A 14,093-nucleotide genomic window follows, 5' to 3' on the forward strand; every position below is an offset into this window, starting at 1 on the left:
TATAATGGCTCCCGTCTGGCGATTAGGACGATTCGAACGTGACGCCGGCCGCCGTCCGCGCTTGGCGCTTGGTCGCCTCGTCGACCTCGAAGCCGCCGGTGTCAGCCCGCTCGGAAAACCGCTCGGCGATGTTCAGCCCGAAGTTGACCGTCTCGACTATCGTCGCTTCCTCCGGGGTCAACGCCCCCTGCTCGCGGACGTCTCTCGGTGGGCGCGAGTGTTCCCACACATCGAGGAGTTCGGACGCACTTAGCGTGAGCGCGTACTGGTAGAACGTCAGCGCGTGGCGCTGGAGGTCGGCATCGCGGACGCTCGCGAACGCGTCAGCGCAGTCCTCGTCTCTGGTGGACGCTGGGACGAACTCGGTGCTGATAGCGCGTGTCTCACACGCCCGGTCGGTGAGCGCCGACTGCCCGGACACGACGACGGGGGCGAGAAGTTGGTATTCGGTCACGGTCCCATCGGCGTTCCCCCGCGCTTCGGTCCCTCCGCGGTAGCCAAGCCGAAGGTACTTGTGGAGCCGTTCGCACTCACCGCTGTAGTTGTCAAACCACACCGGAGCCGACTCAGAGGAGCTGAACGCAAACGTCAGCCGCGCAGTTGTGTTGCTTGCCGGGAACGGTGTGCCATCCCACCCGAACATCTGCGTGAGGGCCGCCAGCGTCTCGGTCTTGCCCGACTCCGGGCCGCCGTAGACGTTGAGCGCCGGAAAGCCACCGCCGAGTTTTCGAATCACGGATGCAAACGGCGCGGCGTAGAACCACGCGAGGACCGGGAGCATCCGGTCGTCAACCTGCGCGTCGAGCAGGTCGGTCAGGTCCGGGAGCGGTCCGGTCGGTTCGTCCTCGGGGGCAAGCGCCCATCGGTCGACGACATCCCGGTTCGCATCCGACTCCGCGAACACCGTTGACGGCATCGTGTCCCACCCGCTGGCGGTCAGCGTGCCGTGTGGCGTCACGAACTCGCCGCCAGACAGCAGGATTCTCGATACCTCCTCGGGGTCGTACTTCTCCTCGAACAGCGACACGAGCGCCTGCGCGTCCCTGTACTTCGCCCGAGCCCGCGCCAAGTGCGATTTGACGGTGCCGACTTTCATCCCGAGGGCGTCCGCGACTTCTTCGTCCGTCCGTCCGCGCTCTTTCTCCACCACGACGCGCGCCTGCTTCCCCGACAAACCGTGTTCCTCGTACTTGTCTATCCGCTCGGGGCCGGTCGGCCGCGACTTGTCTGATTGCATCGTGGTTACAACATGTGTAACCCACTCCAAAAGGGTTACGCTGTGTGTAAACTGGAGTGTGTCACCCGGCATGCGTAGACGCCGCCGCAGTTCGTATAGCGACATGCACTATACAAACCCCGTCAAACGCTGTTCTCGCGGGGTACGAGCGCCGACGCGGGCGAATCAGGGAAAATTGGCCCCACTTTGTTTTAGACCAATAAACACACGTGTCTTTTTGGGGGTCGCCGCTGTCTGTGAAGCCGGACCCATGTCCACGCCTGACTCCGGGGGTTCAGACCCTCGAAACCGACTCGCAGACGCCGCCGACGCCGGCAACGACGTGGCGCTCGCCATCGACCGCTACGTCCGCGCCAAGTCGAAGGCCCCTGACGACAGCTCCGGTCGCGGCTACTACGCGACCTCCGCAGGCGGCATCCTCGCCCGCTGGTACGCGTGGCTCGCCGACAAGCACGTCGACGAGTTCGACATCCTCGGCGGCGACCGCGGCCCCATCATGATGCGCCGCTACGCACAGTACCTCGCGCGCCGTGTCTCTGGCGGCGGTATCAGCGCCTCAACCGCCGAGACGTACTACAACGTCGTCAGCGCCTGCCTGACGTACGCAGTCCGCGACGGCGAACTCGCCCGCAACCCCGCGCTCACCAACCGAGCACGCGAACCACTCCCGGACGCGAACGCCGACCGCGCCGACCAACAGTTCTGGGACGAAGAGTCGGCCGCGGCGCTCCTCGAGTTCGTCGACGACCGCGCCCACGACGCTATCGACGAGAAGGGAAGCGACGCCGTCGCCGAAGCTCGCGACCGCGCGCTCGTGTACGTGCTCGCGTACTCCGGGGTTCGAGGGGCCGAAGTCGTGCGCGCGACCACGGACGGTCGCGAGGGCCGGCAGGGCCTCCGCTGGCGCAACGTCGACACCGACGACTGGCAGACCATGCGCGTCCTCGGGAAGTCCCAAGAGTGGGAGACGGTGCCCATCCTCCGGCCCGCGAGGCCGGCGCTCAAGCGGTGGTACCGCATCGCGGACCCGCCGAGCGACGAGTGGCCCGTCTTCCCGACCGGCCATGCGCCGTCGAAGTACGCCGCCGTCCGCGACGAGCTGGTGCCCGACCTCGGGGAGGACGCCGTCGACGACCTGCTCGCCGAGCGCGACGTCGACGAACTCCTCGTCGAACACGACCTCACACCGCCGGCCATCACGACCGAGGGCGCGCGCCGGCTCATCGAGCGGCTGTGTGAGTCCGCGGGCGTCGCTATCGACGGGAACGCGCTGAAACCCCACGGGGCGCGGCGCGGGCTCGGCGACACGCTCTTTCGGAACGACCGTGGCGTGGCCCAAGACGTGCTCCGGCACCGGTCGCTCTCGACCACCCGGCAGGCGTACCAGCACATCGAAGCCGAGGAGACCGCAGAGCGCGCGAGCGACCTGCTCGACGTCGAACCCGACACATGACCGCCGCAGACCCGTGGGTCGGCGTCACCATCCTCATCGCCGCGGGCGCTGTGACTGCCTATCGGCGGTTCGAGGACTGGCGGACGCCCGACGAGGGTACGAGAGAGTGGGCCCACCAGCTCTACGCGACGGGGAAAATCGACGAGCGCGAGCTGGAACGCCGACTCGATGTCATCGAAGACCCGGAGGCCGAGCGCATCCGGCAGGCGGTCGAACGAACGTCTGGCATCGGCGACCAGATTTCATGGGACATCGCCGCCCGCTTCGATACGCTTGACGACGTTCGAAACGCATCACTCGACGAACTCACGGCGGTCCCCAACGTCGGCGATGCGCGCGCAGAGGCGCTGAAGGACTCACTTTGAAGTTCCACTTCCGCCGAATCCTTCACTTTCACTCTACACGGAAGGCTTCGCTTGATATGCCTCCGGTACATAGGGTTGGTCGCCGCTCGGCGTGCGATGATGGCGGGAACGCGACCCACGACCTGACTCGACTCATACATCCCGCCGGGTCGTGAGGCCGGCGAGGACCGGCCACCGACCCCACCGTGCGGCGACTCATCTTTCTGAGCCGATGCGCGCGCACCGTGCGTTCGCGTCGGTTTATGGCACTCTGCGCCGACTATCGACTGTGACTGACGACACCACAGAGCCGACGGCGCTTCGCGCGTGGGTCCGCGCGCAGGCGGACGACCTCGGCGTCGACGTCTCGGACCTGCTCATCCAGAGCAAGCGCCGCGACCCGATGTGGAAAGGCACCGACGCCGACCGCGCGAAAGCCGAGTGGTTCGCCGAGTGGTGGGAGCGGGCGACCGAGTCCATCGGGACCGACCGACTCCACGTCCGCGGCCTCCACTACTACATGGCGAGCGCCGGCGAAGACATCGAACCGCCGACGAACTGCTCGTGGGACCTCTACAAGAACACGTCGCGGTGCTACGACTACCTCGAAGAGTGTTCGATGCTCGCGCGCATCCTCGGGACCATCCCGCTCGGCGGTATCGAGGACCAGAAACACGACCAGATGACCGTCACGACCTACTCCGACCACCGAAGAACAGCGGACACGCAGGAGGTGTCGCCGCCGGCCGGTATCGACGCACCCGGTGTTCCCAAGCCCGAGGAACGGGCTTCTCTCGGCTTTGACCCCCGGAGTATCGGCGGCGAAACACCGCTCCAGAACGTCGAGTTCGACGATGCGACCGACTACGCGCTCCTCGTTGCCGAGTCGGTCGTCGACGACATCGAAGACGACCTCTATCTCGACGCGCCGCGGCAAGCGCCCTACCATCTTGAGCTGTGGTCCGAAAAGACGCTCCCCGAGTACATTCACGACCTCGCGCGCTCCCTCGGGGTCAACGTCATCGTCGAAGGGCAGGGCGACCTGTCGCTCACTATCGCCCACGACCTCGTCCGCCGCATCGACGACGCCGGGAAGCCCGCGGTCATCCTCTACCTGTCAGATTTTGATGCAAAAGGGGACCACATGTCGACCGCAATGAGTGGCAAATTGGCGTGGCTCAACGAGCGCGGCGACGTCGACCACCGCGTCGCCATCGAGCAGTTGGCGCTCACCAAAGAGCAGGTCGAACAGTTGGACCTCCCGCGGAAGCCCATCGAAGAGTCCTCACACACGGGCACGGGCGGCCGGGCGTACGACACGCTCGTCGACGACTGGGAGCGCCGGAAGGGCAAGGGCGCGACCGAACTCAACGCCCTCGAAGCCCGACCCGAGGAGTTCGAACGCATCGTCCGCGAGGGTGTCGAACGCTACATCGACCCCGACATCCCCGCGAAGAACGCCGAGGCCCGCGAGGAGTGGCGCGAGCAGACGGTCGCGACCATCCGCGACGCGATTCGCAACGCCGGCCTCGACGAACAGATCGGCGCGGTCGTCAGTTGGGCGACCCGGTACAACGAGGCGCTCGACGAGGCCGAACCCGTCCTGCGTGAGCTGAGGGAGTTCCGCAACGACCCCGACCTCGCCGACTGGGTGCGCTCGACGCGCGACGCCGTCGACGAAACAGCGTTGCCACTCGTGGAGGTCCCCGAAGGCCACGCGCCGTGGCCCGAAGACCCCCTGTTCGATACCGACCGAGAGTACGTCCAAAACGTCGCTCGCATCCAACAGCACGCGAACGACCGCTGAGTCTACTTCTACGTCTGTCCTACGCCGTCACCGCCGTCACCGCGCCCGCGTTCGTATCCGTCCCTCCCTGAGAGTGGGTTTGCCCCCGAGAATCCGCCCCGGCCGACGCCACGGCGTCCGATAGTGAGCAATTTCTAAACAATAGGTCGATGACTGTAGTGTATATCCCGTGAGACGCGCGTGCTTGGGCGCTTGCGTCGTTGATGGTCGATACGCCTCACAGGCCGCGTCATGTTGAAAAGCGCGAGAGACGGCACGACGCGCGCGATGGGGTGTTGTCTCTCACGTGAGTTGCGGGATGGAACGGACGCTCGTTGACGGGCGCTGTCAGTCCTTGATGATAGCGCCGGCGGCGAGGGTGAACTCGCCGTCGTCTTCGAGCGCTTCGATGCGGTTTTCGACCTCGGCAAAGCGGACTCCGTGCTGGTCCACGACCGCCGAGATGGCGTCATCGGTCGGGACGCCGTAGGCTGTGCCGTCCTCCGACCAGAGGTCATCGACAGCGCGGATGATGGCGTCGTCGAGTTCGTCTTCCGACAGCGCGCCCGCCTGTTGGCGCTCGTCGACGTCGAGTGCCTTCGCGTCGATGAACGTGTTCAGTTGCGTCTCGCGTTGCATCGCCATCGGGAGCGTCCGGTACTTCCCGACAACCGTGATTTCGTCTCCGACGCCCACCTTGCCGACGATGTCGCCGGTCAGGAACACTTGAATCGCCGGTGGGTCATCGAGCGCCGAATCGCGCGGGATGGCGACGAGCTTCTGGAAGTCGACCATCTCGGTTCCGTCGCCCATCAGCTTCGCGTTTTTCTTGTCGAGCGAGGTTTCGCACGACATGCACGTCCCAAACCGGATGTGACCGTAACCCTGTCTGGTTGGGTTCAACGCGCCGCACTCCAGACACTCCCAGACGGCCTTTCGAAGCCACGGGTCGACCGACTCGACTTCGACGACCTCCACGGGCACCTCAACGAGCGTCCCAAGGTGGCGTTCGCGAAGGCCGCCGAGACGGAAGCACGCGCGGTCGGGGAGGTTCACCGGCCGTACCGGCATCTTCGAGATGGGCTTTTCGAGGTCGTCCGTCTCGGGGTTCTGATAGCGGTTGCGAAGCCGGCGCGACCACAACTTCGCTGTCGACCGCGGGCTATCGACCCACTTGTCGGCCAGTTCGTCGTCGAACTCGTGGAAGTCCTGCCAGTCCACCCGGAGTGACGCCCCGCCGGGCGTGTCGGTCCACGCCTCGGACGCCGCGTCCGCGTCGTCGCTGATGCGGTCGAGATAGGCGTCGAGGCGGTCGGCGCTATTCATCGAAGTCGAACTCCGTGTCGGGCTTTTCTTCTTCGACCTGGACTGCGTCGGCGACGGCGTCCCAGTCGGCTTTCATCGCCTGCCGACCGAGGTCGGTCACGATGTACTCCTTGCCGTCCTTGTCGAGACAGCCGTCAAGCGGCTCCTCCTCTTGGAGGTAGTTCGAGATGGACTGCCGACTCACGTCGACGTAGTCTTCGAGTTCCGAGTACGACGTCGGCGCGTGTTCTTCGACGGCTTCGAGCACGTCCGTCGCGTTCTTCCGGACCGACTCGTCGCGCCACTTGTCCGCCTGCGTGAGCATCCACGGCCAGAGGTCCACCGACAGGTTGGCGTCGCCGAGCGCGTCCGTCACGCGGTCGAACCGCGACGCGCCCTCGTCGGTGAACGACACTTTGCGGACGTTGCCCCAGTCGATGTCGGCGAGGTGGATGTCCGACGGCGTCGGGTACTCTTGGCGCTCCGCGAGGACTTCCTCGACGAGCGCGCGGTCGACATCGTCGGGGTCGGTCCCATCGGGGAAGTCCGATTCGAGCAGGTACCACTCGGAGTAGTGGTCACCCATCTGTGGGCGGTCGCCGATGTCGCGCACGCTGGCGTCGGGCACGTGAACCCACCAGCCGTCGCGCTTGCCGTCCGAGGGCGGCCACGCGGCCGTCTGCGACTGCAGGACCCGAGCGCCACGAGCGAGGCCGTAGCGGTCAAGCCAGTGCTGGTCGCCGAGGCCGAGGCCGCACGGCGCACCCCGCCACTCGATGGGGTAGGTCTTCTCCCCGCCGGCGATGAGCATCCCCATCCCGATGCGGAAGTTCGTCAGCGTCTCTTTTTGCGCCCACGAGAAGTTGTACGAGCGGTCGAGCGTGTCGATTTCCTCCTCGCCAAGTCGGAGGAGGATTTTCGTCGCCATGTTCGTCCGCACGGGCTTGTACACGTCGTTGAGCTTCTGCGTCGACCCGAGCATCAGGATACGGCGCGACCCACCCTGCGTGCTGAGGAAGAAGATGGTCTGCCGGAGGCCCTTGATGGCGTCCTTGTAGCGAACGTCGCCAGTCTTCGACGGCGCGATGTTCTTCAGCTCGCGCATTTCGAGGGCGACCCGCGGGAGCCGGGGGTTCTCGTCGCGAGCACGGAAGATGAGCCGAAGCCAAAGGTCGATGAGCGTGTACTTCAGGCCCTCCATGCCGGCGGGCATGAAGTTCGCACAGAGGACGGCCGCTTTCTTCTGGTCGGCGATGACCTCGGCCATGTCGATGTTCGTCTCGGCGTCTGCGCCGGTCACGAGGCCGTCGCCGGCGAGCTTCGACAGCCGGGCGGCCGCGTTCTCCAGCGCCTTCGACCGGCTCATGGAGTACCGCGCCGAGTAGGTTTCGACGTGCGTACTGCCGTCGCCGCCAGTCGTGTGCTTGTCCTTCTTTTCAGTCCACTGGATTTCGGTGTCTTGGGCCTTCGCGAGTTGCTGGATGCGAGCGACGAGTTCGGGCACCTGCCCCGACCCTTCGAGCGTCTTGTTCAGCGCCTGCTCGATGCGGTCCTCGGCGGTCGCATCGGTGGTTCGGACGCCCGCGAGGCGGAGGATGAGGTGCGGCGTCAGCGTGTCGATGCCGATGGTGAACTCCCGGAAGTTGGCCGGCAACTGCTCGGGGATACCCGGCGTCGACGGGACGAACACTTCGGCGTCGAACGCCCGCGGCTCTTGCCCGAGCCGTTCGAGGTTCTTCAGGATGCCGGGGTCGTCGTTCGGGATGGAAATCATCGGCGTTTCCATCCGGCCGTCGTCGAACACGCTGATGTACTTGTAGCCGTGCTGTCGCCACAGGTTCATCCCGATGTTCGTCAGCGTCGAGTCCTTCCCCGACCGCGGGAGCGCGATACAGAGGATGTGGTCGCACGACTCGTGGGGGATTTCGCGCGCCGCGTCCTCGGGGTCGAGTTTCGTCCCCTTGGGGAGTCGGCGACGCCCGACCGGGATGGGGTTGTCCGCCCGCGTCACGCCCGCCACGTCGAGTTGTTCGAGCGTGATGGGCGCGTAGGGCGTCATCTCCGAGACGGCCGAGTAGTAGTCGAGCGCGCGGGCGATGTAGAGGAGCGTCGTGTACTCCTGTTCGACGCTCGGGAGGCGGCCGCCGCGGTCGTGCATCCGCTGTTGGCGGCGGAACCGCGACCGGACCTCGGCGGCCCGCGCCGGGTCGAGGCCGGCCTTGTCTTCGAGCATCCCCGAGTTCCGGTTGAGGACCTCCGCGAGGTCGCCGTCGTCGCGGAGGATGTAGTGCACGTCTTCGAGGACCATCCGGGCGGCTTCGGGGTCCTCCGCGAGGATGTCTTGGGCCGCCGCGAGGTGCTCGCGGACCTGTGACTCGATGTCAAGGTCGCGTTGGCGCTCGTTCCGCTCGCGTTTCTGTTGGACGATGCTGGCCGCAACCGCTTCGACGTCTCTGGTGTCGCGGCCTTGGATGTCTGCGTGGCTATCGTGATAGGATTCCATGCTGTGTCAGGTTGGTAAGGTGTTGTTCAGGCCGTCGCGTTCTTCCATTCGTCGGGTGGTGCCTCTGCCGGCGACAGTGTGTAGCACCGGCATTCGTAGCGAACTGGCTGTTGGTCGCTCCGGTTCATCGACAGTGCCACCGGGAGGCCGCACCCCGTACACCAGACGGGGTCGTGGTCGAACTCGTCGAAATCGAACTCGTGGGGTGGGTCGTGTGTCATCGGCCCCCCGCCGCGTTGTCCGTCCCGGCGACCAGATGCCGCGGACCGCCGGGCATCGGGATGTCGGGGAGCGGGTAGCCGTCGATGTTGTCGACGGCGAACTGGTTGGAGAACTGTGCGCGGATGCGCGCGAGGTCGTCGGGGATGTCCATCGTTCGCAGGTGGACCGCCGTGATGTCGTGGGGCGTCCCGTCGGCGTCCGTGACGGTGATGTCCGTCTCGGTCAGCACGGTCGGCACCATGCCCTCGTAGACCTCGGCGACGATGTCCGGGTCGTGGCCGACGCCCTCGCCGCGCTCGACGACTTTCTCGGCGAGTTCGAACTTCGGCACCATCCCGTCAGGGTCGCGCGCTTCCGAGACGGTCGTAATGATGTCGTCCATGATGGCCTTGCGGCCCTCGTAGGCGTCGCCGTACTCGAACTGGTGGAGCATCGGGAGCATCTGGCGGACGTTCCGCGCGAACTTCTCCTGCATCGCCGGGGCGACGTCGTTGCCCTGCAGGCGGGCGTGCCACCGGTCAGCGACCTTCCGCGCGAGGCGGTGGCGGTCGTAGTCGGCGTAGACGTGGCCGCCCATCCACGCGACGAACAGCGTCTGCTCGGGCGTCTCGACGCGCTTGGCGAGCGTGACGCACGTCCGCCAGCGCTTGGGTTCGCGCTCCTCGCGAAGCGACCGGACCGCCCGGCGACGACGCCACTTGAACGTGAGGTACGAGGTCGCGCCGACCGCGACGCCGATAGCGATGAGGACCGGGTAGACCCACCCCGCAAACCACGGCGTCTGCGCAACGACCATGGCCGCGAACACGGTCCCGATGGCCGGGAGGCCGAAGCGCCACAGGATTTCGTCGGCGTTGAACGAGGTCGCGATGTCCATCCGCGCGGTCTGTCTCGCCCGCCGGAAGTCTGCGAAGATGTCGGCGAACGATTTGGTCTCCGGACTGTCGTCGACGGCCGCCGTCTCGTCGCCGTGGGTGTCAGCGTCGGCGTCCTCGTCGGCCGTCTCTGCGACCGCCGGGAGCGGCCGCCCGTGGTCCGCACGGTAGCCGTGGTCTTCGAGGTCGTTGGCGACAAGCCGCGCTTGGAGGTGACCGATGCGGAGACGGACAACCTGCTTCGCTGTGAGAAGGCTGACGCCCTCCAGCGACGAGTCCACGTCGTCGGTCGCCTCTGCCGCCCGCTCGTTGATGGCGGCCCCGTCGGGAATGCCGTAGCCCGTGTCGACCGGCGCGACGGCTTCGACCTGCTCGTCCTCGTCGGGCGTCTCGGACTCCGACTGTCCGGCGAAGGCGCGCATCAACTTCGCGCGCAGTTCGTTCTCGGAGTGGTCGGCGTTGCCGATGAGGCGTGTGGTTCCGTCGGTCGACTTGACCTCTGCCGCGAACCGCTTGACCGTCCGCTTCGAGTAGCGGGTGTGCTCGGCCGTCTTCCCCGCCGCGAGGTCCCACCAGCGGTTGATAGCGACCACCGCTCCGATGACCGCGAGGGCCGAGTAGAGCGCGAAGTTCGTCACGACGCTCGCGAACGCGCGGACAAGCCAACTGGAGCTGGCGGTCGCCGAGACCGTGCCCGACGCTATGAAGAACACGCCGATGAACCCGACGAACCCAGAGATGGCGATGAGCGCGAGGAGGAACCGCGTTGACTGCTGTTCGGGACTCCCGATGAGCCGGGCGACGAATCGTCGAATGAGCGACAGCGGCGTCCGCTTCGACGCCGACGTTCGGCGACCAGCGCTTTTCAGAAACTCGCCGGCCGACCCGCCGATGTCTTTCGCACCCGTGGCGGCGTCGTCAAGTCGGTCACGCATCAGTCGTCACCCCCCGCGGGAGCGCCGTTCCCCGAGCGTCGCTGTCGACGGTGACGCGTGGCCGCCCCACCGTCCGCCGACCGAGCCTGTTCGAGGTCCTGCATCATCGACCGGACCTCGGAACGGGCGCGACGGTACTCCGGCATCCCGTGGTGGGTGGTCATCCGCATGAGCGCGCGCTTGGCGTGTGCGAGCGCCGTCGACTGGTCACCGAGCATATCGCGTCGGGTGACGGGTTCAAGCCACGTGTCGCCCACCCTGTCGGCTTCGAGGAGGTCCTGAATCCCGCGGTGCTCCATCACCGCCGGGTAGACCGGCGTGCCGTCGCTCCACGTGATGACCTCGCCGTCGTCGTCGGTCAGTGGGGCGGCGTCCGTGTCGCGGACGATGTTGCCTTCGGTGTCGGTCACCGGCCGTCCCCATGCGAACTCGTCGGCCAACTGCTTGACAGACTGGATGCCGAACGCGTCCTGCCAGTAGACGTGGTTCGGGCCGATTTCTGCCACGTCCTCAAGGCGCTCCTCGTCGGCGGCGTCCTGCTGGTTCCGGTATTCGAGGAGCATCTGCTGTCGCGTCTGGTCGATGAGGTCGACGCCACCCTGAAGCGACCGCAGTTTCGACCCGTGGACTTTGAGGAGTCGCCACGCGGCCACGAGGATGACAGCCGCGATGAACAGTATCGCGAACGGCGTCGTGAGCGTGAAGATGAACCACGCAAAGAGTTGCTCCAGTTGTGGGCCGAACAGGTTCGAGAACAGCTCTGCCTGCTCTTTCTGCCACTCGTAGAAGTTCTCCAAACCGTCCACGTCGGTCGCGTAGCCGCGCTCCTCAGCGTCGGCGCGCATCTGGTCAAGCAGGTCTTGAGCCTCGCGCAGGTCGGCGCTCGCGACGATTTGGTCCGTCTGCGAGGCGTAGAGGTCGAACGACCGCGTCGACCCGTCTTCGAAGTAGAGTTCGAGCGTGTAGAGCGACCGCTGACCCGGCGGCGCAGCGTCGGGAGCGAACGACACGCGGACGGTCCGCGCCCCGTCGAGCACCTTCGCCTCGGCCTTCGGTTGGGTCACTCGCGCCGCTTCGACGTTCTGCGAGACGGCGAACACGGCGTACGGGCCGGTCGCGTTGAAACTGTTCTCGTCTTCCCGCGTCGTCCGCAGGTAGTCCTCGTCGAACGTCACGGCCGTCACGCGGGCTTGGTCAGCGACGGTCGGTCCCGTCGTCGTGGTCGTGTTGTTCGAGTCTGATACCTGCGCGACTGTCGTCGACGAGTCGAGTGCCGGCGTCGACGTTGACGATGGCGCGGCCGCGACCGCGCCCACGGGCACGATGGCCGTCAGGACGAGCAGGACGGCCAGCACGAGTGGTGCGCGCTTCATCGGTCGTCACCACCGTACTGTCCGTTGCGCGAGTTCCCGCCGGCGCTCTGGCCGTTCTGTGCCTGCCGGGACCGACGGCCGCCGAAGGCTTCCGCCGGCACCTGCTGGAGCGTCGTCTGCTCGGTCCGGTTCGTCAGCCGTGCGACCTGCTCGATGAGTTCGAGGAGTTCCTGGTAGGTGTCCGTCTCGGAGTTGGTCAGCCGCTCGCGGAGGTCGCGGACCTTCTTGTGGAGCTGTGCGTTGAGCGACTTCGCTTCTTCGAGGTCGACCTGCATCATCTCCATGTTCGAGCGGTAGCGCCGCAGGTTCTCTTGGGAGAGGTTGAACGGGGGTTTGTACTCGTAATCGGCCGTCGCAGTCGGCGAACTCGTCGTCTTCGACCCTTGAGTTCGGAAGACGTAGTGGCTCGGCGCGACTTCGACGGCGTGGGCTGGAAGTCTGTGCATGACTTTGTCAGAAAGTGGCCGGTAGACGTCGCCGTCCGCCCGGAGTTGGCGGTCGTCGGCGACCCGCTTTGGTTGCCGGAAGAGGCCAAACATCCGGTTGCGCTTGTACTCGGGAACGACCTTGCCGTGGTCGTCTTCGAGGATGTCGTTCGTCTTGAAGTAGACCGTCTGGACGGTCTCCTCGCCGCCGTTGTTGGGGTCTGCTTCGTGGATGACCGTCACCGTCCCCTCTTTCGTCGACCGCCGGCGCTCGTAGCCGATGCCGACGCCCGTCGCGATGAGGACGATGACCGCCAGTTGCGTCTCTTGGGCGTAGAGCATCTGCGCCGGCGACCCGGTCTGGTAGAACGAGTAGACGTTGTAGGCGACGACTGCGAAGATGACGCCTACCGCGCCGAGCGCCCACTTCGCGACCGATGTCATCCCGGCGACGCGTTTCGTCACCGGAAGCGAGTAGTCCTCGCGAGCCTGTGTCGCGGCCTCCAGTCGCTCCTCAGCCGACTCGGGGGCGTCGTCGTCCCCGAAGCGCTTCCGGAGGGCGTAGACGCCCACCGCGGCGATGATGAACGTCACGAGCGCGACGGCGATGAAGATGGGGTCGATGGCCGCCATCAGTGGCCCCACTCAGTTTCTTCGGCGGCCTCGAGTTGCGATTCGAGGTCATCGAGGTCGTCGAGGTTGTCCGCGGCGTCGGAGCCGACAGACAGGTCTTCAAGGGTTTCCTTCGCCGCCCGTGCGCGAGCGACAGCCTCTGACTCGTCTTGGAAGAACACCACGTCTTGGGCGGCCATCAAGAGGAGCTGTCCGTGTTCGACGAGCGGCTGGACCGTCTCGGAAATGTCGGTCAGCTCCTCTTGGAGCACGACGCACCCGTTGTCGATAGCGTAGTCTCGGAGCCGACGACGCAGTTCGCTCTGGGAGTCGGCCGTTTCCATGATGCGTTCGCGGCGGTCGATTTGGTCGTTGTCCGTGACGACCGGGCACGCGACCCCGTAGTGTTCGCAGTCTTTGCATCGGTCGGGGAAGCAGGCGTCGCCGCTGTCGTACTCGCGCGTCCGGTACATCGGGTTGTTCCGGCGGATTTCGGCGAGGAGCGATGAGACGTGTTCTTCGGCGTCGCCAGCGCGAGCCCGCGTCGCGATGAGCAACCATTTCGAGATAGCGCGGCGGAGGTCCTCGTCGTGGATGTCCGGGCGCATGTCGAGTAGCTCTTCTTCGATGTGCGAGAGCCGTTGCTGTTGGCGCTTGTGCTGTTCGTGGTCGGGCCGGGAGTTGGGACTCCCGACGTTGGTATCAATCGGCATCGTTCGATTCAGGATGGGCAGGGGTTGGTTCGGCGTCGGCGGTGCGGCGCGGGCGAGACTCGGGCGGCAGGGCGTCGTCAGGCGGTGGGTCGAGCGCCGCCGGCACGTCCATCGCCGCGGCCTCGTCGACCGGCGCGATGACGAGTTTGCCGTCGGCGACCCACGCCACGCAGTCGTCGCCGGCCTCCAGCGGAAACGCGGTGTCCTGCGTGAACGCCTTCTTCAGATAGACCTGAAGCGACGCCCCGTTTCGGTTCACAGAGACGCGGTCGTGGTCGGTCACGGCCGTTGTAGCCTCTCTACAATGGCC

The 14,093-nt window shown here is 66.1% G+C and carries 12 protein-coding genes; 3 read left to right on the forward strand and 9 right to left on the reverse strand.

Features of this window, described 5'->3' with window-relative positions; genetic code table 11:
- Window positions 1-22 precede the first annotated feature (22 nt).
- Window positions 23-1,237 (reverse strand): helix-turn-helix transcriptional regulator, encoded by a 1,215-nt coding sequence (locus C441_RS04245; RefSeq protein ID WP_007273966.1) that lies wholly within the window; start codon window positions 1,235-1,237, stop codon window positions 23-25.
- Between the two features lie 250 nt (window positions 1,238-1,487).
- Between C441_RS04245 and C441_RS04250 the strand changes: the two genes are divergently transcribed.
- The 3 genes from C441_RS04250 to C441_RS04260 all read left to right on the forward strand — a co-directional run bounded on the left by C441_RS04250 (window position 1,488) and on the right by C441_RS04260 (window position 4,841).
- Window positions 1,488-2,690, forward strand: coding sequence for a tyrosine-type recombinase/integrase (locus tag C441_RS04250; RefSeq protein WP_007273967.1), 1,203 nt, complete (start codon window positions 1,488-1,490; stop codon window positions 2,688-2,690).
- Window positions 2,687-3,055, forward strand: coding sequence for a helix-hairpin-helix domain-containing protein (locus tag C441_RS04255; RefSeq protein ID WP_007273968.1), 369 nt, complete (start codon window positions 2,687-2,689; stop codon window positions 3,053-3,055). Before C441_RS04250 ends, C441_RS04255 begins: the two co-directional genes overlap by 4 nt.
- Before the next feature lie 268 nt (window positions 3,056-3,323).
- Window positions 3,324-4,841, forward strand: a complete 1,518-nt coding sequence (locus tag C441_RS04260; protein WP_007273969.1) for a hypothetical protein — start codon at window positions 3,324-3,326, stop codon at window positions 4,839-4,841.
- Between the two features lie 327 nt (window positions 4,842-5,168).
- Here the strand turns inward: C441_RS04260 and C441_RS04265 are convergent, their stop codons facing one another.
- Genes C441_RS04265 through C441_RS04295 form a run of 8 tightly spaced genes read right to left on the reverse strand, consistent with a single transcriptional unit; the run spans window position 5,169 to window position 14,066 of the window.
- Window positions 5,169-6,146 carry a minichromosome maintenance protein MCM gene (locus C441_RS04265; RefSeq protein WP_007273970.1) on the reverse strand — a complete coding sequence of 326 codons (978 nt, stop codon included), beginning with the start codon at window positions 6,144-6,146 and terminating at the stop codon, window positions 5,169-5,171.
- A complete protein-coding gene (locus tag C441_RS04270) occupies window positions 6,139-8,628 on the reverse strand; it encodes a hypothetical protein (protein WP_007273971.1) in 2,490 nt (829 codons plus the stop codon). Before C441_RS04270 ends, C441_RS04265 begins: the two co-directional genes overlap by 8 nt.
- A 26-nt stretch (window positions 8,629-8,654) precedes the next feature.
- Window positions 8,655-8,849, reverse strand: coding sequence for a hypothetical protein (locus C441_RS19470; protein ID WP_152420696.1), 195 nt, complete (start codon window positions 8,847-8,849; stop codon window positions 8,655-8,657).
- A complete protein-coding gene (locus C441_RS04275) occupies window positions 8,846-10,660 on the reverse strand; it encodes a hypothetical protein (protein ID WP_007273972.1) in 1,815 nt (604 codons plus the stop codon). Before C441_RS04275 ends, C441_RS19470 begins: the two co-directional genes overlap by 4 nt.
- A complete protein-coding gene (locus C441_RS04280; protein ID WP_007273973.1) occupies window positions 10,660-12,033 on the reverse strand; it encodes a hypothetical protein in 1,374 nt (457 codons plus the stop codon). The genes C441_RS04275 and C441_RS04280 overlap by 1 nt, the downstream gene beginning before the upstream one ends.
- Window positions 12,030-13,091 (reverse strand): hypothetical protein, encoded by a 1,062-nt coding sequence (locus tag C441_RS04285; protein WP_007273974.1) that lies wholly within the window; start codon window positions 13,089-13,091, stop codon window positions 12,030-12,032. The genes C441_RS04280 and C441_RS04285 overlap by 4 nt, the downstream gene beginning before the upstream one ends.
- Window positions 13,091-13,783 carry a hypothetical protein gene (locus C441_RS04290; protein ID WP_007273975.1) on the reverse strand — a complete coding sequence of 231 codons (693 nt, stop codon included), beginning with the start codon at window positions 13,781-13,783 and terminating at the stop codon, window positions 13,091-13,093. The genes C441_RS04285 and C441_RS04290 overlap by 1 nt, the downstream gene beginning before the upstream one ends.
- The gene (locus C441_RS04295; RefSeq protein WP_007273976.1) at window positions 13,773-14,066 is read right to left on the reverse strand and encodes a hypothetical protein; all 294 of its coding nucleotides are present in this window, start codon (window positions 14,064-14,066) and stop codon (window positions 13,773-13,775) included. The genes C441_RS04290 and C441_RS04295 overlap by 11 nt, the downstream gene beginning before the upstream one ends.
- Between the last annotated feature and the right edge of the window lie 27 nt (window positions 14,067-14,093).

Source organism: Haloferax sulfurifontis ATCC BAA-897, assembly GCF_000337835.1.
Taxonomy (GTDB): Archaea; Halobacteriota; Halobacteria; order Halobacteriales; family Haloferacaceae; genus Haloferax; species Haloferax denitrificans.